The sequence below is a fragment of the Nodosilinea sp. FACHB-131 genome (assembly GCF_014695395.1).
In the GTDB taxonomy this organism is placed as follows: domain Bacteria; phylum Cyanobacteriota; class Cyanobacteriia; order Phormidesmidales; family Phormidesmidaceae; genus Nodosilinea.
Window position 1 is genome coordinate 102,129 of sequence record NZ_JACJOF010000030.1, and the last position, 26,144, is coordinate 128,272.

The window sequence follows — 26,144 nt, forward strand, 5'->3', positions numbered from 1 at the left end:
CACCCACACCGCAGCAAATCGCAATGGCAAAATATCGAGCTTGGCTAGGGGTTATTTTGGTGCTCACTATCGCCTCCGTGGTGGTGATTACCCAGATTCCCACCCGTCTGGGGTTAGACCTGCGGGGGGGCTCTCAGCTCACCATCCAGGTGCAGCCCACCGCCGCCATCCCTACCATTACTGAGCGGGAGCTGGAGGCGGTGCAAACCGTGGTCGAAGGCCGAGTCAACGGTCTGGGCGTGTCGGAGGCGGTGGTGCAGCAACTGGGCAACAACCAGCTGCTGGTGCAGCTGCCCGGCGTCAGCGACCCCCAACAGGCGGAGCGGGTGTTGGGGGGCACAGCCCAACTCGAATTTCGCGCCCAGCGGCCCGGCACCGACCAGCAGCTCCAGATCGAAAATCAGGTGCTGCAAGGGCATCTGGGCGAGCTGGCGGCGCTTCAGGCTTCTCTGCCGTCAGGTGGCGAAATTAACAGTGATACCCAGGCTCGCATCGACAAGCTCCAGGCTGATATCACTGCTAGCGAAAAGGCCGTAGCAGCTCTGTTTGAGCCCAGCACCCTGGGTGGGGATAAGCTAACCGATGCGATCGCCCGGCCCACCAGCGGCACCCTCTGGGAAGTGGTGATTCAGTTCAACAGCGAGGGTGGCAACGAGTTTGCTGAGATCAGTAAGGCGATCGCCGGTACCGGCCGCACCATCGGCATCTTTCTCGACAACCGCCTGCTCAGTGCGCCCACGGTGAATGTGCAGTACGCCGAAACCGGCATTACTGGGGGTAGTGCCGTTATTTCTGGCAACTTTACTGCCGAGTCGGCCCGCGACCTGGAAATTCAGCTGCGCGGCGGTGCCCTGCCCCTACCTGTAGAGGTGGTTGAGAATCGCACTGTAGGCCCTACCCTGGGCCGCGACAGCATTCAGCGTAGCCTTTACGCCGGTATTGCCGGTTTGGGTCTGGTGCTGGTCTTTATGGCTATTTACTACCGTCTGCCCGGCATCTTGGCCGATATCGCCCTGGTCATCTATGCCCTGCTCACTTGGGCGGCCTTTAACCTGCTGGGAGTCACCCTCACCCTACCGGGTATTGCCGGGTTTATTCTCAGCATCGGTATGGCAGTAGACGCCAACGTGCTAATTTTTGAGCGCACCCGTGAAGAGCTACAGGCGGGCAAAACCCTCTACCGCTCGGTTGAATCGGGCTTCTACCGAGCCTTTTCAAGCATCCTAGACGGCAACGTCACGACCCTGATCTCTTGTCTGGCGCTGTTTTACTTTGGAGCTGGACTAGTCAAAGGGTTTGCCCTCACCCTAGCCATTGGCGTCATTATCAGCATGTTTACTGCCTTGACCTGCACCCGCACCTTAATGTTCTTAGCCATTAGCCTGCCGCAGTTCCGGCGCCCCAGCCTGTTTTGCCCCGGCTTGACCACTGCTCGCCCCGACCCTGTTCGCCCCTAGGAGTGCCCCATGAAGCTCAACATTATTCAGCAGCGCGGTCTGTGGTGGGGAATCTCGACAGTGCTGGTGCTAGTCAGCTTGGTGGCCATGGCGATCTCGTGGCAGCAGCTGGGTGCACCCTTGAAGCCAGGTCTGGATTTTGCCGGGGGTACAAGGCTACAGCTGACCCGAGCCTGTGTGGTTACCGATAGCTGTACCGAACCGCTAGAACTGGCAGAGGTTCGACAGGTGTTGGGGGATCAGGGGCTCGACTCTAGCAGCCTTCAGCTTTTGGGGGAAGATCAACAGGTGCTTTCGATTCGCACCCGCACCCTGACTGTGGATGAGCGCGCTCCATTGCAAAGTGCGCTCGACGAGGCCATTGGCCCCTTTGATCCTGGTTCTACTCAAATTGATACCGTTGGGCCGGTGGTGGGGAAACAGCTGTTGGTGGCGGGCCTCCTTGCCCTGCTGGTTTCCTTTGCCGGAATTGTGGCCTACATGAGCCTGCGCTTTAAGCTCGACTATGCGCTGCTGGCAATTTTGGCCCTAGCCCACGATGTGATTATCACCGCTGGCGTGTTTGCTATCCTGGGACTGGTGCTCGGTGTTGAAGTCGACAGTCTGTTCATCGTGTCGCTGCTCACCATTGTGGGCTTCTCGGTTAATGACACGGTGGTGATTTACGATCGCGTGCGGGAGAACATGAAGCTCAGTCCCGGCAGCCACATCAACGACATTGTCGACAGCGCCGTCAACCAAACCCTGGCCCGCTCGATCAATACCTCGCTGACCACAACGCTGCCGCTGGTGGCGATCGTGATCTTTGGCGGCCCCACCCTGAAGTATTTTGCTCTGGCGTTGATTGTGGGTTTTGTGGCCGGAGCCTACTCCAGCATTTTTGTGGCCAGCTCGCTGCTGGCCCTGTGGCGAGAACGCACGGGCCAGGCCTACAGCGACGACCCTGACCTGGCAGAAGCTCAGCCCGAAACCCAAAGCTAACGGATTTTTAGCCATGGGCACTCCTAGCTATCCTGCGCCTCTGGAGCGCCTGCGGGCCATCATGCTACGCCGCTGGTGGACGATTAGTGGACTGCTGTGGCTGACGGCAGCCCCCCTCAGCCTTTGGAGCCTGCGCCCTGAGATTGCTCAGCTGCGCCAGTACTTTACCTGGTCAACGGTACGGTTGGGTTTGGCCTATAACCGTCCTGCCGCCCTAGGGCTAGGGTTATGCGTGGGGCTTACCGTCGCTCTACTGGTGGCCGAGAGCCGCTATATTTTGTGGGGCATGACCAAAGACGAACAGCAGCGGCTAGAGAAACAGCGCGATCGCATTGCTGCCCAAGGCCCATCCCATCCTCTCTGGAAGCAAATCTATCGCGATTAATTGATGGAGCGCTAGTGGCCATCCTAGGCATGGCTCAGCGCCCGCGTGACATTGGTACCAAGATGTAATTTCATAGAACAAGACAGTTAACCCCGATTCCCCGCCGGAAAACCGGAGTTGCTTCGATCAGCTAAGCCATGGCTTAGCCTCAAATTTTTTGGATTTCATCATCAGCAGAAGGCAGCGGTATCTCCATGACTCTACAAAAAGACGGTATTGCCCCCCACGGCGGCACTCTGGTCGATCGCCTAGCGACGCCCGACCAAAAAGCCCAGTTCTTAGCCAAAGCCGACACCCTGCCCCGAGTCAGCCTTGACGAGCGAGCCTTCTCTGATTTGGTAATGATTGCCATTGGCGGCTTTAGCCCTCTCAACGGCTTTATGAAGCAGGCCGACTACGACCCCGTGGTCACCGACATGCGCCTGGCAAACGGTCTGCCCTGGGCCATTCCGGTCACCCTGTCGGTGGATGAAGCCATCGCCGCTCCCCTTCAGGAAGGCAGCCTGGTGCGACTGGACGACCCCTCCGGCCGCTTTGTCGGCGTGCTCGAACTGGAAGAAAAGTACACCTACGACAAGGCCCGTGAGGCCATCAATGTCTATCGCACCGACGACGAGAAGCACCCTGGTGTCAAGGTGGTCTACGACCAGGGAGCGGTGAACCTGGCTGGCCCCGTGTGGCTGCTCCAGCGCGATCCCCATCCCCTCTTCCCCGCCTACCAAATTGACCCAGCCACCTCGCGATCGCTGTTTCGCGATCGCAGCTGGAAGACCGTTGTCGGCTTTCAGACCCGCAACCCCATTCATCGCGCCCATGAGTACATTCAAAAATGTGCCCTAGAGACCGTTGACGGTCTATTCCTACATCCACTGGTAGGGGCCACCAAATCCGACGATATCCCCGCTGATGTGCGCATGCGCTGCTACGAAATTATGGTGGAACACTACTTCCCCCAAGACCGCGTGATTCTTGCGATCAATCCCTCCGCAATGCGCTACGCTGGCCCTAGGGAAGCAATTTTCCACGCGCTAATCCGCAAGAACTATGGCTGCACCCACTTCATTGTGGGCCGCGACCACGCTGGAGTGGGCGATTACTATGGCACCTACGACGCTCAATACATCTTCGACGAGTTTGAGCCAACGGAGCTGGGTATTGTGCCCATGAAGTTTGAGCACGCCTTCTACTGCACCCGCACTGGGGGCATGGCCACCTCTAAAACCAGCCCCAGCACCAAGGACGAGCGGATTCACCTGTCGGGTACCAAGGTACGGGAGATGCTGCGCCGCGGCGAACTGCCCCCCCCTGAGTTTTCTCGGCCCGAGGTGGCGGCGGAGCTGGCTAAGGCCATGCGGGTTCCCGAAGCCGTCAGCTAGTAGGATGTAATCAACTCGGTGACACTGAAACGACGGGCGTTTTTGCGGCAGGCAAGTTTGGCCCTAGGGGCGTTGGGAGTAAGCGGTACGACTTGGCTGACAACCTACAGCCGCTACCAGGAGGCCTTAGCCAAGCCTACCCGTCGTCGGCTGGCCCTATTGATTGGCATTAATGCCTACCCCGATCGCGCCCTCGACCCCGGAGTGGCCCAAGACATTGCGCTCAGAGGCTGCGTGACCGATGTGGAGCTGCAGCGGCAGCTGCTGGTGCATCGCTTCGGCTTTCAGCCAGCGGATGTGGTGACGCTGACCAATCAGGAGGCCACCCGCGCCAACATTCTGACCGCCATTGACGAACATCTGGTGCAGCAGGCCCAGGCCGACGACGTCGTGCTACTGCACTTCAGCGGTTACGGCAGTCAGGTGCGAGTGGTTGAGGCCGACGACTCGGGCGCTTTACAGGCTGCTTGGGTAACGGTGGACAGCCGCCTACCCAGCGAAGCCAATCCTGTTCTGGGCGATCTGCTTGAGGCCGAAATTGTTGCTCGGCTCAGGCCCCTAGCCACGGCCAACCTGACCACCGTCATCGATGCCGGCAGTCAGGATGCGGGCTATCTGCGCTGGGGAAATTCTCGCGTTAGATCTCGGCCTACGGTACCCACAGGTCTGCTGTCGTCGCCAACGGAAATATCCCCCTTTCCGCTGGATGCTCCCTGGCCAGGGCTCGTGCTGCGGGCGGCCGACCTAGGGCGACTGGTACTAGAAAGCCATTGGGACGGGTTTAGCGCCGGGGTTTTCACCTATGCCCTCACCCAGGGCCTCTGGGAAACAGAACCTGACTCCACGGCTAAGGTTTTGATACAGCGCGCTGGTTCGCGACTGCAGCGCTGGGTAGGGGCTGACCAGCAGCCCGGTCTGAGCGATCGCCTGCCGCCTCACACCGGCCCGACGGCCTACCGCCTACTGCCCCAGCTGCCGCCAGCGGCAGGGGTAATTTTGCCGCACAGCGATGAGCGACCTTTGACCGCGTGGCTAGGAGGTGTGCCGCCCCAGGTGCTGCGTTACCTACAGCCCGGCTCTCGCCTGATGGCTGACGCCGATGGGGCAGCTGTGCTCCTGCGGCTGGAGTCGCGCACGGGCCTTAAGGCTGTGGTCCGGCCTTTGGAGAGCGAAGTTTCCCTGCCATCGATCGCCCATCGGCCCCTGTTTGAGCAGGTGCGGCGACTGCCCCAAACCATCGATTTAATTGTGGCCCTCGACAGTCAGCTCAAGCGGGTGGAGCGAGTTGACGCTACCAGCGCCCTATCGGGTATTCCCCTGGTCACCTCAGTGACCGCTGGGGAGAAGGCTGCCGACTGCCTATTTGGCAGACTGCCCACTGGCCCGGCCCCCACCCTAACCGCTGCCCTGCCCAATGCTGGCGAGACCCTGCCTAAGCTAGATAGCGATGCTCGGGGTGCCTCCCAGGGGGGAGAACGCCCTGCCGAGAGCAGCTACGGGCTATTTGCCCCCAACCGCACCCTGCTGCCTGGCACCATGCTGGCCAAAGAAGAGGCGGTGAAAACAACGGTCAACCGGCTCACCCCCTACCTGCAAACCCTGCTAGCTCTTAAGCTAGTGCGATTGACCGAAAACCATACGGCCTCCCAGGTGGGGGCGGCGGCGCTGCTGGAGGCGGTGCAGCCCAAGCCCATGCCGCTACTGGTGCAGATCACAGAGCGCAGTCCCGCCGTCACCTGGCCTCAAGCGATTCAGCAAGCCCAGAGGTTAGCGACCGATGACCCGATTATGCTGCCCCGCGATGGCCGCATTGGCTACCGCTTAGCCAACACCTCGACCCAAATCCTCCACCTGCTGTGGATGAGCTTTGACAGCCGGGGAGAATGCAACGCCTTAATCACCCTGCCCGATGCGATCGCCGCTGACGGGGCCGAGGTTCCGCCCGCTGCCATGCCCCTGTCACCGGGGCAGCTTGTTTCTATCCCCGCCGATGGGGCTGGCTCGGCCATGCCGGGGACGGCCACCTGGGTAGAAGCCTACGTCATTCTCAGCACCCAGCCTTTAGAACAGTGCCTAGCCGTGCTGGGCGACGATCCCCCATCGCTGGCTACAGGTTTTCGCCCGGTGCCCCAGCCCCTGCGGCTGGCCCAGGCGCTGCTGCAAGACCTCAGCACCAGCTCTGACGAAGAGAAAAAGCCTGCCCCTGACTATTACGCCCTGCACCACGATCGCTGGGCCACCCTCAGTTTTCGCTACGCCATTGCCTAAGCAACGGGCAGCCTGGTAATTAGCAGCCCGATCGCGCCGCCCAGCCCTAGCCCCAGCAGGCAGGTCACCAGCAAAATCAGGCTGGTTCTGCTGCCCTTGTTGCGCCGCAGCAGGCGATCGCCCAGGGCCGCCGTCGTTAGGCTGCACAGTACCGCCAGCAGTACCGCCAGCAGGCTGTAGAGCACTATTTCCAAAAACGCTCTGCCGAGGGTGAGTTCATCCAGGTTGTCGGTGCCCAGGTGGTTAAGGGCGATCGAGAGCGCCACCGCCACGGCCGTGCCCCCCACGACGCTGCCCAGCACCAGCAGGTTGGCCGTCAGCCACCGAAATCGCTTTAGCGCTTCGGGGCCCGCCAGAGTTGTCCCCTGCACTACAGTGCCCCCAGCGGCCACCAGCCAGATCCAGGGGTTGGCCAGGGAGGTCAAAATCAGGCCGGCGGCGGCGTAGAGCAGGCCGCACAGCAGCCACAGCCCAAAAAAAGGGCGGCGGTTGGAGGAGCGCCTTGTCGGCCGCTGGCGCGGTTGACGATTGAAGGCGGAGCGACGGCGCTGGGTCGGTTGGTTCATAGCAGACAGACCATAGACCGATAAAATCCTAGGCTCTAGTTTGCCAGGAAGCGGAGCATTGTGCAGTAACCTGGTCATAATGCCCCGTCATTTCGTCAATGAGCGTTCCCATTGCTGCGCTAGTTCAAGGGTTGTTGGCGGCCTCTAGTCTGCTGGTAGGGGCCATTTTAGGCATTGCCTGGCGACCGGCGCGATCGCTCACAGCGGCAATTATGGCCTTTGGCAGCGGCACTCTGCTCTCTGCGATCGCCTTCGACATTACCCTGCCCGCCTACCAGAGCAGCGGCTTTTTGCCGCTGGTGGCGGGCTTTGCCCTGGGCGGCACCCTGTTTACCGTCATCGTGGGCTACATCGACAATCAGGGGGGCTTTATTCGTCACCCGTCGTCGTCGCGGCGGTTTCTCTACCACCATCGCCAGGACGAAGCCTCGGAAGTGCTCGATCGCATCGGCCATATCGAAGTGCTCCACAGTCTCTCCCCTGACGAAATGCAGGCAATTATTCCCCTGCTCAAGCCGCTCCATGTCGAGGCGGGGATGGTGCTGTGCCAGGAGGGCGCCCCCGGCGACTCCATGTTCCTAATTGTGGAGGGGGATGCCGAGATCTACAAAGGCCCCCAACGGCTGGCTGCTCTGGGCTCTGGGGAAATCTTTGGCGAAATGGCGCTGCTGACTGGTGAAGAGCGATCGGCGACGGTGGTGGCCAAGACCCCCATGGAGCTCTACGAACTCGATAAGGTCGATTTCGACGCCATGCTCACCTACGCCCCTCAGCTCTCTAGCGGGCTGAGCCGCATTCTGGCCCGGCGGCTGCGCGAAACCACCCAGTCCACCGCCAAGCTTGCTCCGGTGGATGATGACCAGTGGCGGCGGCAGGTGCTCGACAGCGTCGAGGTCGATATCCCCATTTCGGAGCAGCAGTTTAAGGAGCTGGCCCAAAGCTCGGCCCCCCTGGCCATTTTGGTGGGTACCATGATCGACAACATTCCTGAGGCTCTAGTGATCGGCTTTCACGTGGGTACAGGCCATACGGGGGCGTCATTTTTAATGGCGGTGTTTATCTCCAATATTCCCGAAGCGATGTCGAGCTCCATCGGCATGCGCCAAGCGGGCACCTCGGCCGGTCGCATTCTGGCCCTGTGGGGTGGGGCAGTACTACTCAGCGGATTGGTGGCCATGGTTGGCAGTCAACTGGTGCCGGTGGTGTCTGAATGGATGCTGGCCATGGCCAAGGCCACCGCCGGAGGTGCCATTCTCGCTATGGTCGCCAGCACCATGATGCCTGAGGCCTACGAAATGGGCGGCGGCTCAGTCACCTTCTCAACCATTGCCGGATTTTTGGTTAGCTTTTGGTTAGCCTCCTCGGCGTTTTGAGGCTGCCAAGGGTCATTTGGGCCGAAAAAATCAAACAGGTTCCTAATCCTGCGCACCGAAACTAAGGGAACTCGGCTCGTCTCAGCAGCACCTTTGGGCTTGCCCTGACTACTGACATCAGAGCTAAAGATGAAGCCTATCGGGCTGCAACTTCACTTAGAAAAATATATCCCTCCCTCTTCTCGTCGCCGGATTGCTAAACCTCGGGAGGTAGCTCTGGCGGGGGAGATGCTTCAACGTCTAGCAAATTTGCCTTGGACCGTTTCAGGTCTGTCCACAGGCGCTTGATTTCGTCATAGGCTTCATCAGCCGACATTTTGCCGCCAGTTTCAAGGTTGCAGACTAAGGAGACCCGTTGAGCAAACTCTTGCAGGTTAGCGTTAAAAGCTAGCTGCTGAGGCGTAAATTCACCCCAGTACTTGCTGCGGGGGAAGAGAAAATTTTCCTTGGGGGAGGGTTGGTCGGTCATAGCACCAGCGGGTGGAGGGCATAGCTCTTACCTTACATTAGATAAATTCTTGCCTACTGACGGCGATCGCAACCCAACTGTCGTTTGCAACACCCCATGCTAGTTTCCGTTAACAGCGCTTGGCGAGAACCCCGGCACGCCTGCTAGCTCCGGTTGGCAAGGTCAGGACGCCAGCCACCGCTGGATCTGCTCTAGGGCGGCGGCAACGGTGTCGGCGATCGCCAACGGCCCTGTTGCTAAACTCTGCCACAGGGCGATCGCGCCAGGGGGCATTTCCATCAAAATGACGGGCCGCTGGGCTTTGAGGGCGAGGGCAATTTCAGAGGCAGTGCCGGGACCAAGGCCGCAGGCTACTACTACCTGGCTCGATAGCACGTTGACTACATTGCGGGCATCCCCTAATCCCGTCACTATAGGAATGTCTACGGCCGCTGACCGATCGGCTCCGTTTACGGAGGGCAAAATACCCACGGTGAGCCCGCCCGCTGCCTTGGCCCCTTGGCAGGCAGCCTCCATCACACCTACCTGGCGTCCGCCGGTGAGTACGACCCAGCCAGCAGAGGCGATGGCCTGTCCAAGGTCGTAGGCTGTTTTCATTTGAGCCGGGGTTGCTGAACTTCCCGGTCCCATGACGCCAATCATGATGTAAGCCATTGGGTAATCCGTCGAGAAATTACTGGGGTTTACGGTGGTTAGCGCGGTAGTGATTGACCAAGTTTTGCTGCTGGCCTGGCTCCTTAGCAGGTAAGGGCGGTGACCTGATTAAATGAGCGATCGCAAAAAAACTTGACGATGGATCTCCACCAGCCAGGGGAGCTGTCGTTTAGATTAAGTTAACGATTAGAGAAAATTTGGGTACTGTACTCCTAGCTTAACTCTGTACCATTGCTCGACCCTGGCCCGCTGCCCCCTGCGTTTAACCCTCTTGCCGTGCGATCTACAGCGTCTTGCTTGAGTCTTTTCTCCCCCCTCAAACGGTGGGGCTGGGGCGCGATCGCCGCCAGTGGACTGCTTGCGGGCGGGTTATCTTTGTCTCCCCCGGCAGCGGCAGCAGATTCGGTGACAGTGCGTTTGGGGCGGCTGTCTCAGACGGTGAGCCTTGACGATTTACAGGCGTTTGCCGCCACGGGTGAGGTGCCCCGCTCGCTGCGACTCTACCGGCCGCTGCTCAATGCCAGCATCCAAGAGGTGCTTCAGGGCGAAATTGCCCTAGAACCCGAGGTGAGCCAGGTAATTTTAGACGAGATTTTGCAGACCCCCGGCGGAGCGCAGCTGCTCGATACCCTGCGAGCGATCGCGCCCAATCTAGCTGCCGCCGACCTGCGCGTCACCCTTGAGCAGGTGTCTGAGGCCGAGGCTGGCCTGACCCTGTTGGGCATTTTGCGGGCTATGCCCCAAGACACCCTTGAGATCGATGTAGGTACCTTGCTCACCCTGGCCTCTCAGTTTCAGCTGGCGCAGATGGAGAGCAAGGCGCTCAGCCGAGTGCTACGCAAAGACCCTAATGCTAAAGCGGCTGCCCCTGCCCCTCTGTTGGGGCCCGATCCCTTCGCCAAGGGTTCCTCAATGGTCGAGCGCTGGGAACTGGTGCTGCGCGATCACAGCCGCGATCGCAGTATCCCCATCGACATGTACTGGAGCAAAGACAGCCACGGCCCGCTGGTGGTGATCTCCCATGGGTTTGGGGCCGATCGCCGCTTCTTTGCCTACTTGGCTGAGCATCTGGCCTCCCACGGGCTCACGGTAGTATCGGTAGAGCACCCCGGCAGTAATGTTGCCGCCCTGCTGTCGCTGCCCACCGACAACCTGCCTGAGGCCGCTGCCCAGAGCCGCATTTTACCCGCCACCGAGTTTCTGGATCGGCCCCGCGATATCAGCTACGTGCTCGATCGCCTAGAGAGACTCAACATCTACTCCTACAGCCTGCGCGATCGCATCAATACTGACGAGGTGGCCTTCATTGGCCATTCACTCGGCGGCTATACGGGGTTGGCCCTAGCCGGAGCGGCGCTCGATCTGCGATCGCTCGAGGCCTATTGCCAAACCCTTAACCCCGTCAACGTCTCCCCCGCTGACTGGCTTCAGTGTGCAGCCCAAGACTTGCCAGTTAAATACGCTAACCTACGCGATGATCGGATCACTCAGCTAATTGTGGCCAACCCGCTCACGGGAGTGCTGTTTGGCGAAACGGGACTGAGCCGGGTGCGGGTGCCTACCCTGGTTCTAGCCGGCACCCACGACACCGTCACGCCCATGGCCAGCCAGCAGTTGCGCCCCTTTATGCAGCTACCTGCCGATAAGTATCTCGTTACCGTGGTGGGTGGGTCACATCTGAGCGTTGGCGACCCTAACAACCTCAACGCTGACTTGGGCCGGATTCCGTTTATGGCCGAGTTGCCCGACGTTACCACTGCCCCTCTACGCATTTTTCTCCAGGGGGTGAGCTTCAGCTTTATCATGCAGCAAACTTCCGAAGCCGAAGCTTACGCTCCAGCTTTAGACCCCGCCGTAGCCCATGCGTTTTCGACGACTACGATGTCACTGCGCCTGAGTCAGACCGTGCCTGAGGGGCTAGCCGCCTGGCCTCGGCTGCGCCAAAGCGGGCTGCACCGCCAAGAGGGGTTAATCAGCTACCTGCCCTCTCTACTCCATCTCGAGGCCCTGGCCATTCAAGACCAGTTTCAGGCGCTACAGCGCCAGATGGTTGCCTATCTGCGCCATACCCCCCCTTCCCTAACAGCCGTATATTGGCCCTTTTTGGTGCCACAGCTACCCATGCAGGCCAACCAGCCCGGCAGCAAACCAGCCACCTCCCAGTAACAAGGCTTAGTTTTGATGCCTGGCTCAGAAATGCTATTCCTGAGATCCCATGGTGTAACCGTCGGGCATGATAGTGCCGTGCACATCGGTACGCCGCAAGTTGGTGTAGTCGAGCTTAGCGTTGATCATGACTGCATCGGTAAGGTCAGCTCCGCTTAGATTTGACCAGCTCAGGCGGGTGCGATATAGGGTTGCCCCCCGCAGATTGGCCCCCCGCAGCGAGCTCCAGCTCAGATTGGCCCCGCGCAAATTGGCATAGGATAAATTGACATTCACCAGGTTCGTGCTCGTCAACTTAGCCCGGCTCATGTCAGCTTCTTGAAAATCAGCTCCCTCAAGAGTAGCTCCAGTAAACACCGCCCCCACCAGTATGGCTCCCCGCAGTATGGCCCGGTTCATGAGCGCACTGGTCATATTGGCGTGTTCCAAGTTAGCGCCTTCCATGTCAGCCGCCAGCATTCTGCCCCGGCTGAGGCTAGCCTCGCTCAGCACGGCCTTGTGCAGCGTAGCGTGATCGAGCACGGCTTCATTGAGGTTGGTTTCGCGTAAAATCGCCTGGTTTAGATCGGCTCGCACTAAGTTGGCGCTCCGCATACCCGCCTCACTCAGGTCGGCTCCCACCAGGCGAGCATCGGCCAGGTCAGCCCCGATCAAGTTGGCTAAAATTAGCGTGGCTTGATCAAAATTGACGTCAGTGAGCTTAGCCTCGCGGAAGTTGGCCCCGACTAAAGTGGCCCCGGCAAAGGTTGTATTTTGCAAGTTAGACTGACGAAAATTGGCACCGCTGAGGTTCTGTCGGCTTAGGTCAGCGCCAATCAGCTGAATGCCGCGAAAGTCTCGTTCTCCCGCCGCGTAGCGTTCCAGCAGATCGGCAACGGTTATATCTGCGGGTAGATTAGGGAGTTGAGAGCTGAAAAATTGAGAACTAGAGGGGGGTGTTTCCAAAGAAAATCCTCAACGGCGACGATAATTGGGGTTTAGCTACAACTCCAGCGTTTCAGGTCGCAGGAGCGAATGTTGAAGCAAAAAAGAAGTGTCATCTACCCTAGGCTAGATGTTTTAGGATAACCAGAAGCTTGCCCTCGGTAAACGGTGTCTGAGCTAGGGCAGCTCTGATCTTTGCAACCTTAACAGTTCTCAATCTGCCCTGCTGAGGTGAGGCTAGGAAGATCAGCCAATCTATCCAGGCTGTAGGCTCCAGTGGCCCAACCTTGTCCTGTCCCAAGGGGAGGCATGGAGCAGATCTTCGCCTGAGGTATGCTAAATCTGAATTCAGGTTGTTCTAGCTTGTCATCTTGGTCGCTCATCTATGCCCCGATCGCTGCTCACCCTCCTGCGTCGCCGCCTGTTCTGGCTCACCCTGCTGCTGACGGTGTGGCTACTGTGCAGTGGTCAGGCACCAGCGAGAGCAATGCCTCTAAAGGGCGGTCAAAGCTTGGTCGAACGTCTAGCGGCTTTTCCCCAGTGGGGCACCAAGCCTGCCTTGCCCGCGGCTCAGGGTGACTTGGTTTACCCCGACTGGCTACGGGGCAAGTGGCAGCTGACTAGCACTCTAGTCGATCTGGCGGCCCCCATGGCTCCTGACTTGGTGACCCCTGGCTTTGAGGGCAATCGGACCCAGCTGGGGGTACCAGTGACCTGCCCAGCGCAGTTTGTGGCAGTGCCGCACCGGACGCAGCGTGGCCTGCTGGGGGCAGCACGGCGTTTAATCCCCGCTGTAGCCGGTTCGCCTCAAACTGTGGCCGATCGCGCCTTCAACGGGTTAAGTATGGCCCGAGCCTACTTGGGAGAGGCCGCGGTACAGGCGGTCAAGGTAGACCCCGACAACCCCAACCGCCAGGTGACGCTGCTGGCGGGCAACCGTCAGCTTGAGTCCACCGTAACGGCCCGAGCGGTGGAAGTGCCTGGGGAGGCTGAGTTTATCACCGTAGAGCGATTTCAGCAGGTGTTTCGGGGTGGCGTTGCGGTCCCTTACTTCAACGAGGTGGAAACCACCACCGCCTATCGCCGAGCGGCGGATGGCTCCGAAGGGAGTTTCGCCAATCGCGTGGGGGCTGACCAGGTGACGGCGGTGTATCTATCGCCCCAGGATCCCGATTTTCTCAAAGCTCAAAATCAGCCCGTGGCGCTGTATCGCTATCGATTGGAACTAGTCTCAATGTGAGCCGAGTGCGGGTGTCAGTGGGCTATTGTGCCTAAATTTAAACCGTTGAACCACCTGTCAAGGTCTGTTGGTGGGCCTCACTGCTCTTTTAGCACACAACTCAAAGCGTTCTTGATGCAAATTTAATTTAACGGTACTTCAACGCTGCAACGAATCGCAGTAGCATAGGTTTGGGCTCAAAAGCCTTTGGCTCCAAGCGAGTATATGCTGACGCTAACGATAAATTTTTTGCAATTGTTCTCTCAATTAAATTTGCTTTGCCATTGAAAAATGCGCTGGTTTTAGGGATGCCTGCTCAATCAGGCTCAAGCGCTTTAAAGCTACTTTTGTAATTCTTTGACTTTCCTGGGCAGGCTTGGCTGCAAGCCAGCTTGTCAGACCTGAAGCAGACTGCAACTCAAAATTTCTAGGCAAAACCGTTGTGCCTTGGGCTGCCTAATGCTTGGCAGTTCTGGTTCTAGGACGGCCGGTGCGCTCCGATTTGTGCAGCAGTGCCGGCTTTCCCCTGTAATTCTATTGGAAGATAGCTATGCCCGGCCTCCAGACAGCCAACCAGCCTTTGCCCGATGCTGCTCGACCCTATCGAGTTGCGATCGCAGGCACCATTACCAACGCCGCTACCGGTGACATCATGCCTCAGGCCATGGTGCGCATTACCGCTGCCCCGGTGGCCTTTGCCGAAGGCGTAATGGCGCTTTTGGTCGCTGCGATCGCCCACCGTCCTGAAATTCAATCCCACTACAGTGATCTGATCGAGGACTGGCAGCAATCTTTGGCTCCTCTGGCGACTGCGCAGCGACTGCTCGATCGCCTGGAGCAGCCGCTGGCTTTGGCTCGACCCGACCAAACCCAGAGCGGCGGCGACGGCCACTACTGCTTTTATGACCTGCCGGCCGGTTCCTATACGCTCACGGCCACCTATTCCTTGCCCCACCGCAGCCACGGAGCGACCTCCGCCCAGGTAGAGGTTCTCCACAGCGATCGCCGGCTCAGCTTTGCGGCTGCGGATCTGGCCATTAGCCTGGTGCCGGGGGCTTGCCCGTTGACGGTGACGGGCGATCGCTCACCACAGACCCTAGCGGGTCAAGAACAGGTTTGGCATACCCCAACCGTTGCCCACCCTAGGGTTGAAAGTCTGTCTCGTTGAGCAGGGCCAGGGCGGTGCGCCACACCATATAGCCATCCTGGTTGAGGTGCAGCCCGTCGGTGGTGAGGTCGGCTCGCAGATAGCCGTCGCCATTGACAAACAGCGGATACAAATCCAAAAACTCAGCCCCGGTCTCGGCGGCTACAGCCTTGAGCTGAACATTTACCGTGCGAATTAGCTCGGGAGGAACGGCTACCAGGCGATCGCGCCCTTCCCAGGTGGCCATCTCGCCGCCGTGGGGCAGAATTGACTGCACCACCACCCGCGTTTGAGGATGAGTCTGGTGCAGGTAGTCCACCATTTTGCGGACGTTGTACACCAGGTCGGCCTCGGAACCGCCCCAGATCAGGTCGTTGATGCCCACCATGATGAACACTGCCTCGGGCGAGGTGTCGTCGAGCAGGTAGAGGCGATCGCGCAGCCCAGTCGATTTTTCCCCTGAAATGGCTTGATTGATCCAGGTTCTGCGTCCCGGCAGCATGTTGGCCGGAAACCACAGCGTCAGTGAATCGCCTAGCAAAACCGTCTGACTGGGCGCATCTATGGCTACCGCCGCCTCAGCTTCCGCGGCCAGCAGCGCTACCCACTGCTCGTAATCGAGGCTGTGGCGCGTTCCCAACTCAGGCTCAAACGGGGCCACCGTAGGGTGCGGGTCAGCCGCAAAGGCGTTGGCCTGGGGCAGCACCGCATCCCCCGCCTGGCTCAGCTGCCGCAGCATCGCCATTGCCGTAATAAACAGCAGCCCATTTAACACCAGAGACAACAGCGCCCAGGGAGGAACCCCCTGAAGCCGATGCAGCGCCGAGCGAAACTGAAGATAGGGTGGAAGCGGTAAAGCCACAGCGATATACCTACAAACCTGGAGCTAGAGAACCAGCCCTGCCAATGGGTCAAATTGTAGATAGATTTTCCCCCACAAACCACTATTGCGGCGAGGTTTTTTATGGGCTTCGAGGGACGGTAAAACCTGGCTACACGTTGAACCGAAATAGCATCACATCGCCTTCCTGCACCACATACTCTTTGCCCTCGCTGCGGACCTGCCCCTTATCTTTGGCCGTAGCCATTGACCCTGCGGCTACCAAGTCGTTATAGGCCACCGTCTCGGCGCGAATAAAGCCCCGCTCAAAGTCGGTGTGAATGACGCCAGCCGCTTGGGGGGCAACCATGCCCGCCTTGATCGTCCAGGCACGGGTTTCCTTTGGGCCGGTGGTGAAATAGGTACGTAGCCCTAGCAGTTCGTAGGTGGCGCGAATCAGGGTCTTGAGGCCGCCTTCTTCGACGCCGAGGGCTTCAAGAAAGTCCTTGCGCTCCTCGTCGTTCAAGTCCACCAGTTCTGACTCCACCTGGGCCGAGATCACGACCACCTGGGCGTTTTCTGCCGCCGCCACCGCCCGCACCTGCTCCACCCAGGCGTTGCCGCTGGCCAGATCCTCTTCAGAGACGTTGGTGGCATAGATGACGGGCTTGCGGGTGAGCAGCCCCAGGGGCTTGACGATCGCCTCGGCCTCGGCATCAAGCTCTACCTGGCGGGCGGCTTTGCCCTCGTTGAGTACCGGCAATATTTTTTCTAGGATGACCAGCTCGGCCTGGGCCTCTTTGTCAGCGCGGGCCAGCTTGCGCACCCGGTCAGCCCGACGCTCAAGCTGGGCTAGATCAGACAGGGCCAGCTCGAGATTGATCACCTCAATGTCGCGCACCGGGTCAACCGAACCGGAGACGTGAATGATGTCGTCGTCCTCAAAGCAGCGCACCACGTGGACGATCGCATCCACCTCGCGAATGTTGGCCAAAAACTGGTTGCCCAGCCCCTCGCCCTGGCTGGCCCCCTGCACCAGGCCCGCAATATCGACAAACTCGACCCGAGCCGGCACGGTCTCGACTGAGCTAGAGATGTCAGCCAGCACCCGCAGCCGGGCATCGGGCACCGCCACAATCCCCACGTTGGGCTCAATCGTGCAAAAGGGAAAGTTGGCGGCCTGGGCCTTGGCGTTGGCCACCACGGCGTTAAACAGGGTAGATTTGCCAACGTTGGGCAGGCCAACAATGCCAGCTCGTAACATGGGGTTAACTCTAGATTCGGGGCAACGGGGAAGGGTAAACGGTCTCAGGTTTAGGGTTCAAGGCCGATCTGAGATCTTTATACCCTGCACCCAATACCTTGCACCTTAAACCCCTACCTAGCATAAGAGAGGATGGGGCCATTGCGGAGGTGTTGCTATACCCTTAAGGCAAACCAAACCAACGACCGCAAAAGGGTGAGCTATGGCTGGAGTGACAGGGGCAGGGCAGCGGATGCGGCCCGTTCTAGTGGCGGGGCTAGTGGCGCTGGGGCTAGCGGGGTGCAACACCCTGGGTCTGTCGCGATCGCCTGAGGGCACTGGCGAGATGAGCAACCAGTATGTTGATAGCGGGTTTCGCGGCGATATGTTGGTGAGCCGCATGAAGCCCGTGCAGATCCGCCTGCCCAACGGCTGGAGCGCGGCTCCCACCGGCACCCTGCACAACAACGCCGACCTCGAGGCCTACAACCTTGACGAAAACATGTTTTTGGTCGTGCTAGGCGAAAATCGCGAGGCCGTAGGCTCCGGCAACATCGAGGAGCAGGCCAACGTCTATTTGCAAATTCTCAAGGGCGGCTTTAGTCAGGTGCTAGCCAACCAGGCCCGCACCGGCGTCGAGCGCGTCAGCAGCTTTCCGGCAGTGCAGTACGAAGTGCGGGGCAACGTGTCCGAGCAGGCCGTGGCCTACCTGCACACCACCATCGAGATAGGCGAAGAATATTACCAGGTGGTGGTGTGGACTCCTGACGATCTCTGGACGGCCAACGCCGACGCCATGCGGGCCATAGTAGAGGAATTTCGCGCTACTCAGCTTTAAGCGCCGCCATTCTGTGGCCTAATAGAGTCTGTGGCTTCGGGGCTATTACGCCTCGGCCTCAGCCCCTAGACCAAGGATATTGCCATGCTGCGCTGGCTTACTGCACCGTTTTCTACCCTAGCCGTTTTCCTCAAGGCTATGACTCGCCTCAGTCGTGCCCTGGGCTTGGCCTGCGCAGCTCTTGTGCTGTGGCTGAGTCTGGGCGGTCAGCCCGCAGCCCTGGCGGGCCTCACCGACGACAATTACGACGGCAATATCTTTGCTCTCTATGCCGGTAACGGGTCGCTGGTGCCGCCCAAGGTCAGCCTGGAGCAATCGCTGCGCTACGGCAAGGCCGCCATAGTGGTGATCTACGTGGACGACAGCAGCGACTGTAAAAAATTTGCGTCGGTTGTTTCCCAGCTGCAAGCCCCCTATGGACGGGTGGCTAACTTTGTGCCGATTATGGCTGATTCAATTCCTGTCAAAGCCTCCTACGAGCCCAACGAGCCCGGCTACTACTTTAAGGATGCGGTTCCTCAAACCCTGGTGTTCAATGCCCAAGGAGAGCTGGTGTTTAACGAAATTGGCATTGTCCCCTACGAGGCGATCGACGATGTCATGCGAGAGGTCTTTGACCTACTGCCCCGCACCGAGTCGGAAGAGCTGCGCCGCCGCCCCATCAACGAGGTGAATTCGGAACTGGTGCCAGAGCAGTAGATCGATTTAGAGGCAGGTTTATTTAGAAAACGTAGGCTCAACCACAGCTGGAAAGCTGGCAAAGTTGCGGCGCACCCAATCCATGCCCACCTCGTTGTTAAGCCTAATTTTTTGCGGCACGTTGGGGTAAATCTTGCCCAAAATAGCCGCATCTTGATCAACTACCACCTGGCCGAAGTTGAGATAGGCGCGTCCCATCAGCTTGAAAACGGGATGCTTAGCCAAGCCAAACAGCAGAATATAGGTGCGGGTGCGGTTTTCGGCCTCGGGCACAAATAGATGGCACTGTACCAGTTTGCCCAGAGGTGACTCTCCGTGAAAAATGATCAGAGATGGAAAGTGATTTTCGAGATGGGCCTCGATAGTGCTGGGCAGCAAAAACAAATCTGGACGACGCAGTTTTTCCACTAGGGCGTAGGGTGCGGTGGGCATGTCGTAGTAGGCATGAGATTCGTGCCCCCGATCGACGAACTGGTGGAACCGCACCTCGGCAATGCGAAACAGATCGCGGTGGGTGCCGTTTTGGTGGTTGTAGTCATGCATAGCGAGCAGCATGGTCAGCAGGTCGGTTTCTACAGCGCAGTCAGCAGTGTGGCCGATAAAGGTGTACTCGGCTGCGATCGCATTCAGCACCCCTGGAATCGGTATCTTGGGCTCGTAGCCCCCATAGGACCAAACAAAATCGCCTTGAATAATCAACTCCAAAGGTTCTAACTGGGGTAGAGTTTGCCGATCAGAACCCGGCAGTACGGTGCAACCCCGACGATCAAACCCTAGGGCGTGGAAGGGACAGACGACTCGACTGCTGCCGTCACTCGCCCCTTCGCACCAGCCTTCTGACAGCATCGCCCCCATATGAGGGCAGGCGTTGGGCAGGGCATGAACCTCGCCGGCGCCATCTTTCCACATGACGTAGTCATTACCGTAGAGGGAAATTTTGCGGGGCTGGTCAGTGGCCAGCATAGACTTGTGCGCCACAAGCCAGGGCGCACCGGGAAGCATGGACTGCATAGAAGCCTCCGATAGCTATAAAATTATGAGAAATTCGTCGTGTTTTAAAAATATGACAGATGACTCGTATTCGTCAAGCAATCTTCTGCGTCGTCAGCCTAAGCAACGCCGAGGCCAGCAGCGGGTCGAAAAAATTCTAGAGGCCGCTGCCCTGGTCTTCGATGAAGTGGGGTATGAAGCGGCGACTACCCACCAAATTGCGGAGCGAGCGGGCACGGCGATCGGATCGCTATACCAGTTTTTCCCCGACAAAACGGCAATCTTTAACGCCATGGAACTACGCCACCTGGAGCGAGTGCGGGCGATGTGGGATCAGGCGAGTGCCCAAGAATTTTGGCGGCTGCCGCTGAAGGAGATGCTGACTCAGCTAATCGCTGGCGTGGTGGCGCTGTTTGAGCAGCCGGTGTCGCGGGTAATGTTTGTGCAGTTTTACACAGCGCGCGATCGCTTCCAAACCATCGACGACAGCATGACCCAAGGGGCGATCGCCTTTCTCTCTGCCATCTTGCACCAGCGCAACCCAGACCTGCCCACGGAGCGGCGCGATCTCCTGGCGGAGGTCTGCGTCCACAGCTGCAATGCGTTGATTTTGGCGGCCCTGCGACAGCCAGATGAAGAAAAGCGCGATCGCCTGATGCAGCAAATTCCAGTGCTATTGGCCGCGTACCTGGCTGCCGATATGGGCGATCAAATTCACGGCCATGTAATGAATGTAATGATTTGCCCCCACTGTAATTCTCAGGATCTGGCTAAAAACGGTCGGCGGCGGGGTAAGCAGTGCTACCTGTGCAAGGCCTGCCGCAAGCAGTTTGTGCACCCTGCCGCAGCCAAGTCTCTGTGATTCTGGACTTCCCTGTATGTCCTAAAGTGGTCATGCCGCCTATCAATTGGCCACTTGCTGTACCAACGGCCGGAAGGCCTCTACCCAGGGAGACTGGGCTGTGGCCAGCGTGGGGTAGGGCCGGGTGCTGTAGTCTTTGCCGATTTCCAGCGGAAAAGGTTCCACGTTATCTAGCGGCACCCAAGTGGCTCCGGCGGCTTGGGCGATCGCCCACACCGCTGCAATGTCCCAGATTTTGGGTGTCGCTTCTACCGCGCCAACCGCCCAGCCAGCTCCGACAATCAGCAGGTTGTAGGCTGCTGACCCCAGCATGCGAATCTTGCAGGGAAAGGGTTTCTCCAATACGGCGGTGCTGCGGGCGCAGAGGCTAAAGAACTGAGTTTTGTCGGGAGTCGCCTCGCTGCTGCGGATAGGGCGCCCGTTGCAGAAGGCTCCGCTAGGCATGTCTAGACCACTGTCTGCCGGCCAGTAGCCGTAGAAGGATTGGTTCAAAGGCGGCATCGCTACATATCCAAAGACTGGAGTGCCCCGATATAGCAACCCCAGGGAAATGCCCCACACCGGAATGCCGCGCGTGAAGTTGGTAGTGCCATCGATCGGGTCAATAATCCAGCACCAGTCGGTGGCGGGGAAGATGTGTTCCACCTCTTCGCTGAGCACGCCGTGGTCGGGGAATTTGGCTGCTATGGCGGCACGTAGGGTGTCGTCGGCCCAGCGATCGCACCTGGTCACCAAACTGCCATCGGCCTTCAGATCGGCCTGCACTTGACCAAAGTCGTCGAGCAGCTTTTGCCCCACGGTTTTGGTGGTCGCCTCGGCAAAAGTCAGCACCTCGTCCCAAAAAATTTGTGACATGCTCAATCCATATCGTTTGCGATGGCAGCAGTAATTGCTGCCTTGGCATTGGCCTGAAATTCTTGAATATTTACCCGGCTAAGCAGCCAAATCGCAATCATCATCCCGATCGCTTGCAGGGTAAACACCAGCCCATAGGCCAAAAACGCCTGGGGCTGACCCACTTCCCCCGCTCCGTTAAAGTTTCTCAAGATGGCGCGACCCAGATCGAGCACGCCGCCGCCGAGGACTGTGGCGCTGCCTCGGGCGATCGCCTGGGCCAACCCCCAGGCCCCAATGAAGGTGCCTGCCGTCTCCGCTACGGTTAAGTCGAGCATCAGCACGATCGCCCCCAGGGTGAGAATGCCAGAGGCCGTGCCAAACAGAAACACCGCCGTCAGTAAAATCGCCGGGTTGCCTGTCAGCCCTGATAGGGTAATGCCTACCAGACACACCGCCGCCCAGCTACAGCCCAGCACCACCGTACGCTTTTTGCCCAGACGGGGCACCACCAACCAGCCGGTGATAATAATGCTCAGCAGCGTGCCCATGCCAAAGGCGGCGTTGAGCTGGGTAGTTTCGGCAATGGTCATGCCAAAGACCTCGCCACCGTAGGGTTCTAACACCGCATCCTGCATAAATAGGCTGAGGCTAAGCACCAGCAAAAAGGTGAAAAACAGCCCCGTCTGGCGGCTCGCAGTGAGAATCTTGAGCGCCCGACCGAGGGTGAGGCTGTCTTCGCGATCGCGCAGCGACGAGCGCTGGGTCAGCCGCGAATACTTGCGCTCAATGCCGTAGGTGCTCAGCACCGCCAGCACGCATACCACTGCCGGGGCAATCACAAACAGTCGATTCACCGCGCTGCGCACCTGATCAAAGGGGGCATTTAGCTCAATTGGCTTCAGCACAATGGATGTAATGATCACCCCGGCGATAATGCCGACCATCAGCATGGCCCAGCCGATGCCTACCAGGCGCGATCGCGAGTCTTCATCTGATACATCCACCAGCAGCGCCGTAAATGGGGTCGAGGTGGCACTCAACGCTAGGCCATAGACCGCAAATAGTAGCCCCAGCAGCCCCACCCAGGGGTACACCGCTGGCCCCCAGCCGGTCTCGGCAATGCGGCTGCCAATTTGCCACACTACCTGCAGCGCGCAAAAAGCCGTCACTGCCACCGTCACAATGCCCAGCCAGATATAACCACTGCGGTGATGGCCAAAAATTGGTCTAGAGTCAGACATCTGGCCAAACCACACCCGAGCGGGAGCCATAAACTGGTGCACTGCGATCGCCCCCGCTGCCACCAGTGCCGGGACTCGCAATTCTTCAATCATCACCCGGTTGAGCACCCCTAGGGTGAGCAGCGACATAATGCCCAAACCCATGTTGAACACCCCTAAGCGCAGCATGGTCAAAAGGCCTAGGTTGGGCTTGGGGACGGCCGCCGAGCCCGGAGCCGAGGGCGAAACATCGGGGCTAGTCATAGGCTTTTAAGAAAAATCTTCAGAGGATAGTACTACCTTAGAACTTCATTGTATGGCCAGATCAGGTCGCGCCTAATTCGGTACGTGAGCTTGAGAAAATATTCTCGCTGTCCGCTAGACCAGACCAGACAAAGAGATCAGTTCAGGTCAATTATTAAAAGACGGCGATCAACTGTTCGATAACCGTTGCCGAAATATTTCTTGAAGTCCTGTGTCCAGTGGGCGCATTGGGCTTCTACACAGCAGGTACATGCTTCAGCGTGAAACCAGAAAAAAGCTAGATGGGCTCCAGGTGAACCCCGACCGTTTAAAGCATGCGGTGTGCAAAACTTAAGCTCAGTTCAGGCTTCAAATGGATATGAGCTTTATTCAAAGTCCTATTTTTCTGATGTTGGTGGTGCTGATCTGCTCTCTGATCGCTTTTGTGGCAGAGTGGCTACCGGTAGATTTGACTGCCCTGGCGATCGCCACTGTATTAATTCTTTTAGGGCTAGTTACGCCCGAGGAAGGCATCGCCGGGTTTGGCAACGCAGCCACTATTACCGTCATGCTCATGTTCATTCTGAGCGCTGGCGTCGCTAAAACTGGTGTAATTCAGATCGTGCGAGACTGGTTGATGAAATGGGGCGGCAAGTCTCCTTCCCGGCAAATTTTTGTGATGGGTCTGCTAGTGGGGCCTATTACGGCCTTTATCAACAACACCGCCGTAGTGGCCGTTTTTCTGCCAATTGTAGAAGAGTGGTGCAAGAAACAGAATGTTTCGCCCTCAAAACTGCTGATTCCGCTGTCCTACGTCACAGTGCTAGGCGGCATGATTACGGTGATCGGTACATCGACTAACATTCTGGCCAGCGGGGTGTCTAAAGACCTCGGGTATGGAGAATTTGGGCTGTTTCAGTTCACCGCCGTAGGGGTAATCACCTTTGTTGTGGGCTTGGCTTACTTGACTCTGTTTGCACCCAGGCTCTTGCCCGATCGCAAATCGTTGTCCCCTAACTTGGCAAACTACGATTTAAAGGACTATATGAGTGAGGTAGTCATCACCCCGCGCTCAACCCTAATTGGCCAAACCCTAAAAGCGAGCGAGATTCAGCGAAAGTTCGACGTAGACGTGCTAGAAATCATTCGCGATGGTAGCCATTTTGCCCAACCCCTAGCCGACAAGGTGCTGCAAGCGGGCGATGTACTGCTGATTCGAGGCGGCCGAGATGAACTGCTTAGCCTCAAAGATCAGCGTGGGCTAGACATTTTGCCCGAGGTCAAATTTGGCCAACAACCCGTTGAGGATCAGCTAGATGCTGGCGAAGATCACATCGCTGAGGTGTTAATTCTGTCAAATTCTCGCTTGGTTGGCTCTACCCTCAAGGAAATGCGCTTTCGCCAACGCTACAACGCCACAGTCTTGGCTATCCGGCGAGGCGAAGACCTGGTGCGCGATCGCATGGGTAAAGTTCCCCTGCGCTTTGGTGACTTGCTGCTGGTGCAGGGCCCTCAGAGCAGCTTTACCGGCTTGCAAACCACCCGAGAGCTCCTGGTCTTAGAGCAGCGGGAGGCTGAGGGGCTGCGGGTTGACAAGGCCTGGATCGCGATCGCCATCATCCTAGGAGTGATTGTGGTCGCCGCTCTAAACTGGGCTCCTATTCTTGTCACCGCTCTGATAGGAGTGATGGCAATGGTGATTACAGGCTGTCTGAAACCAGGAGAAATCTATGGCTCAGTGCGGTGGGACGTGATTTTTTTGCTGGCTGGGTTGATTCCCCTCGGTACCGCTATGGAAAATTCTGGTACTACCGACTGGCTGGCCCAGCAGCTAGCCGCCATTGGTGGCGGAGCATCGGGCATTGTCCTGCTGATAATTTTCTACCTGGTAACTAACCTTTTAACCGAGCTGCTCTCAAATAACGCTGCCGTCATTCTAATGATTCCGATTGCAGCGGGGGTAGCCACCAGCCTAGGGCTTAACCCCATAGCCTTTATTTTCACCGTCACCTTTGCGGCCTCTAACAGCTACATCACGCCCATCGGTTACCAGACCAACACGATGGTGTATGGCCCAGGGGGGTATAAGTTTTTTGACTTTACCCGAGTCGGTTTGCCCCTCAACCTAATTTTGACCGTGATCACGCCACTCCTAATTGCCTGGTTGTACGGCCTGTAAACGTTATAGCTTTCGGGTATTAAGGGAATGGTCTCATCACAATCCACCCAAGCCATTAAAGTAATGAACCGTGTGGTTGATCTAGATCAACCACACGGTTCACAACCAAGCGTTATTGGGGACGGACCTAGCCGAAACGACCCGATACGTAGTCGCGGGTAAACTGCTCGCGGGGGCTGTTAAACATGACTTCGGTATAGTCGTACTCCACCAGATAGCCGACCTTGCCCCCCTTATCCGTTGCCTCGGCGTTATAAAAGGCCGTACGGTCAGACACCCGCGAGGCCTGCTGCATGTTATGGGTGACCACGATAATTGTGTAGTCTTGCTTGAGCTGCTGCATGGTTTCCTCAATCTTGATGGTCGAGATCGGGTCAAGGGCCGAGCAGGGTTCATCCATCAAAATCACGTCAGGCTGAATGGCGATGGTGCGGGCGATGCAGAGGCGCTGCTGCTGTCCTCCTGACAGAGACAGACCACTCTGCTTCAGCTTATCCTTCACTTCATCCCACACGGCGGCCTTGCGCAGAGACGTTTCCACTAGCTCATCCATGTCACCCTGGTAGCCATTGATACGAGCGCCCCAGGCAACGTTTTCGTAAATTGACTTAGGGAAAGGGTTGGGTTTTTGAAACACCATGCCAATTCTGCGGCGGAGTTCTACTGCATCTACCTGCTTGGCATAGATATCGCTGCCGTGGAAGGTGATCTTGCCCTCTACCCGGCATGACGCAATTAGATCGTTCATGCGGTTGAAGCAGCGCAGAACGGTGCTCTTCCCACAGCCAGAGGGGCCGATAAAGGCGATAATCTCATTCCGAGGAATGTGTAGGTCTACGTTGCGCACGGCTAAGGTAGAGCCATAGTAGACATTGAGATTTTCGGCCCTCAGGGCTACATCTGTAGAGGTTAGAGCTTGGGTGTTTAACATGAGGGCACCAGAATCGCGCTACCGGCTAGCAAGCGTGGACATCCTAACTATTGCAGGCCCAGACACCCTTTGGGGTTAAGGAGAGGCTAAGAGGCTCCGACCTAGACCGTATAATCCCTAAAAAACCTTAGAGGGTGTTTGAGAAGTCGGACGGGGTCAAAAATCATGCTAACCGCCTGACCATAATACGGATCATGGCGAGATAAATGAGGGCTTCCGAGTTTTCGGGCAGGCGTTCATAGTCTCGTACCAAGCGTCGGCATCCCATCAGCCACCCGAAAGTTCGTTCGACTACCC

At 58.1% G+C, this 26,144-nt stretch carries 23 protein-coding genes and 2 pseudogenes; 14 read left to right on the plus strand and 11 right to left on the minus strand.

Going from position 1 to position 26,144, the window contains the following annotated elements; genetic code table 11:
- Positions 1-23: 23 nt before the first annotated feature.
- From secD to H6F75_RS21135, 5 genes are all read left to right on the plus strand, one after another.
- Positions 24-1,457, plus strand: a complete 1,434-nt coding sequence (gene secD / locus H6F75_RS21115; protein WP_190754421.1) for a protein translocase subunit SecD — start codon at positions 24-26, stop codon at positions 1,455-1,457.
- A gap of 9 nt (positions 1,458-1,466) precedes the next feature.
- Positions 1,467-2,438, plus strand: a complete 972-nt coding sequence (gene secF, locus H6F75_RS21120; protein WP_190754422.1) for a protein translocase subunit SecF — start codon at positions 1,467-1,469, stop codon at positions 2,436-2,438.
- A gap of 13 nt (positions 2,439-2,451) precedes the next feature.
- Positions 2,452-2,823: a hypothetical protein gene (locus H6F75_RS21125; RefSeq protein WP_190754423.1), complete on the plus strand. Its 372-nt coding sequence runs from the start codon at positions 2,452-2,454 to the stop codon at positions 2,821-2,823.
- 194 nt (positions 2,824-3,017) lie between these two features.
- A complete protein-coding gene (sat, locus tag H6F75_RS21130; protein ID WP_190754424.1) occupies positions 3,018-4,199 on the plus strand; it encodes a sulfate adenylyltransferase in 1,182 nt (393 codons plus the stop codon).
- Between the two features lie 18 nt (positions 4,200-4,217).
- Positions 4,218-6,467 carry a caspase family protein gene (locus H6F75_RS21135; protein ID WP_190754425.1) on the plus strand — a complete coding sequence of 750 codons (2,250 nt, stop codon included), beginning with the start codon at positions 4,218-4,220 and terminating at the stop codon, positions 6,465-6,467.
- On the opposite strand, the gene H6F75_RS21140 is transcribed toward H6F75_RS21135, so the two are convergent.
- Entirely contained in the window at positions 6,464-7,033 is a 570-nt protein-coding gene (locus tag H6F75_RS21140; protein ID WP_190754426.1) for a hypothetical protein, read from the minus strand. The two genes, H6F75_RS21135 and H6F75_RS21140, sit on opposite strands and share 4 nt — an antisense overlap.
- Positions 7,034-7,131: 98 nt before the next feature.
- On the opposite strand from H6F75_RS21140, the gene H6F75_RS21145 reads away from it, so the two are divergent.
- Positions 7,132-8,406, plus strand: a complete 1,275-nt coding sequence (locus tag H6F75_RS21145) for a cyclic nucleotide-binding domain-containing protein (protein WP_190754427.1) — start codon at positions 7,132-7,134, stop codon at positions 8,404-8,406.
- 196 nt (positions 8,407-8,602) lie between these two features.
- Here the strand turns inward: H6F75_RS21145 and H6F75_RS21150 are convergent, their stop codons facing one another.
- Positions 8,603-8,875, minus strand: coding sequence for a hypothetical protein (locus tag H6F75_RS21150; RefSeq protein WP_190754428.1), 273 nt, complete (start codon positions 8,873-8,875; stop codon positions 8,603-8,605).
- A gap of 162 nt (positions 8,876-9,037) precedes the next feature.
- Positions 9,038-9,529, minus strand: a complete 492-nt coding sequence (locus tag H6F75_RS21155) for a TIGR00725 family protein (protein ID WP_190754429.1) — start codon at positions 9,527-9,529, stop codon at positions 9,038-9,040.
- Between the two features lie 297 nt (positions 9,530-9,826).
- Here H6F75_RS21155 and H6F75_RS21160 point away from each other — a divergent pair, with 297 nt between their 5' ends.
- Positions 9,827-11,695 carry an alpha/beta hydrolase gene (locus H6F75_RS21160; RefSeq protein WP_190754430.1) on the plus strand — a complete coding sequence of 623 codons (1,869 nt, stop codon included), beginning with the start codon at positions 9,827-9,829 and terminating at the stop codon, positions 11,693-11,695.
- A 33-nt stretch (positions 11,696-11,728) separates the two neighbouring features.
- On the opposite strand, the gene H6F75_RS21165 is transcribed toward H6F75_RS21160, so the two are convergent.
- The gene (locus H6F75_RS21165) at positions 11,729-12,640 is read right to left on the minus strand and encodes a pentapeptide repeat-containing protein (RefSeq protein ID WP_199304046.1); all 912 of its coding nucleotides are present in this window, start codon (positions 12,638-12,640) and stop codon (positions 11,729-11,731) included.
- A 364-nt stretch (positions 12,641-13,004) separates the two neighbouring features.
- Here H6F75_RS21165 and H6F75_RS21170 point away from each other — a divergent pair, with 364 nt between their 5' ends.
- Positions 13,005-13,859 carry a DUF6816 family protein gene (locus tag H6F75_RS21170; RefSeq protein ID WP_190754431.1) on the plus strand — a complete coding sequence of 285 codons (855 nt, stop codon included), beginning with the start codon at positions 13,005-13,007 and terminating at the stop codon, positions 13,857-13,859.
- A 529-nt stretch (positions 13,860-14,388) separates the two neighbouring features.
- Positions 14,389-15,006: a hypothetical protein gene (locus H6F75_RS21175; protein WP_190754432.1), complete on the plus strand. Its 618-nt coding sequence runs from the start codon at positions 14,389-14,391 to the stop codon at positions 15,004-15,006.
- On the opposite strand, the gene H6F75_RS21180 is transcribed toward H6F75_RS21175, so the two are convergent.
- Positions 14,981-15,847, minus strand: coding sequence for a GDSL-type esterase/lipase family protein (locus H6F75_RS21180; protein ID WP_190754433.1), 867 nt, complete (start codon positions 15,845-15,847; stop codon positions 14,981-14,983). The two genes, H6F75_RS21175 and H6F75_RS21180, sit on opposite strands and share 26 nt — an antisense overlap.
- A gap of 130 nt (positions 15,848-15,977) precedes the next feature.
- The gene (gene ychF, locus H6F75_RS21185; RefSeq protein WP_190754434.1) at positions 15,978-17,069 is read right to left on the minus strand and encodes a redox-regulated ATPase YchF; all 1,092 of its coding nucleotides are present in this window, start codon (positions 17,067-17,069) and stop codon (positions 15,978-15,980) included.
- A 202-nt stretch (positions 17,070-17,271) separates the two neighbouring features.
- Between ychF and H6F75_RS21190 the strand changes: the two genes are divergently transcribed.
- Entirely contained in the window at positions 17,272-17,886 is a 615-nt protein-coding gene (locus H6F75_RS21190) for a hypothetical protein (RefSeq protein WP_190754435.1), read from the plus strand.
- 84 nt (positions 17,887-17,970) lie between these two features.
- Positions 17,971-18,585: a thylakoid membrane photosystem I accumulation factor gene (locus H6F75_RS21195; protein ID WP_190754436.1), complete on the plus strand. Its 615-nt coding sequence runs from the start codon at positions 17,971-17,973 to the stop codon at positions 18,583-18,585.
- Between the two features lie 18 nt (positions 18,586-18,603).
- On the opposite strand, the gene H6F75_RS21200 is transcribed toward H6F75_RS21195, so the two are convergent.
- Entirely contained in the window at positions 18,604-19,596 is a 993-nt protein-coding gene (locus tag H6F75_RS21200; protein WP_199304047.1) for a Rieske 2Fe-2S domain-containing protein, read from the minus strand.
- 52 nt (positions 19,597-19,648) lie between these two features.
- Here H6F75_RS21200 and H6F75_RS28255 point away from each other — a divergent pair.
- Positions 19,649-20,254, plus strand: a pseudogene (locus H6F75_RS28255) (TetR/AcrR family transcriptional regulator); the annotation flags it as partial.
- Positions 20,255-20,317: 63 nt separating this feature from the next.
- A pseudogene (locus H6F75_RS28260) lies at positions 20,318-20,410 on the plus strand (TetR/AcrR family transcriptional regulator); the annotation flags it as partial.
- Positions 20,411-20,479: 69 nt separating this feature from the next.
- On the opposite strand, the gene H6F75_RS21210 reads toward H6F75_RS28260, so the two are convergent.
- On the minus strand, positions 20,480-21,292 hold the full coding sequence (locus H6F75_RS21210) for an inositol monophosphatase family protein (protein WP_190754438.1): 813 nt from the start codon (positions 21,290-21,292) through the stop codon (positions 20,480-20,482).
- Positions 21,293-21,294: 2 nt separating this feature from the next.
- Positions 21,295-22,758, minus strand: coding sequence for a BCD family MFS transporter (locus H6F75_RS21215; RefSeq protein ID WP_190754439.1), 1,464 nt, complete (start codon positions 22,756-22,758; stop codon positions 21,295-21,297).
- Positions 22,759-23,125: 367 nt separating this feature from the next.
- Between H6F75_RS21215 and H6F75_RS21220 the strand changes: the two genes are divergently transcribed.
- On the plus strand, positions 23,126-24,916 hold the full coding sequence (locus tag H6F75_RS21220) for an SLC13 family permease (RefSeq protein ID WP_190754449.1): 1,791 nt from the start codon (positions 23,126-23,128) through the stop codon (positions 24,914-24,916).
- Between the two features lie 127 nt (positions 24,917-25,043).
- On the opposite strand, the gene pstB is transcribed toward H6F75_RS21220, so the two are convergent.
- Positions 25,044-25,847, minus strand: coding sequence for a phosphate ABC transporter ATP-binding protein PstB (gene pstB, locus H6F75_RS21225; protein WP_190754440.1), 804 nt, complete (start codon positions 25,845-25,847; stop codon positions 25,044-25,046).
- Between the two features lie 163 nt (positions 25,848-26,010).
- Positions 26,011-26,144, minus strand: a 134-nt coding sequence (locus H6F75_RS21230) for a transposase (RefSeq protein ID WP_190754441.1), incomplete at its 5' end; no start/stop codon positions are given.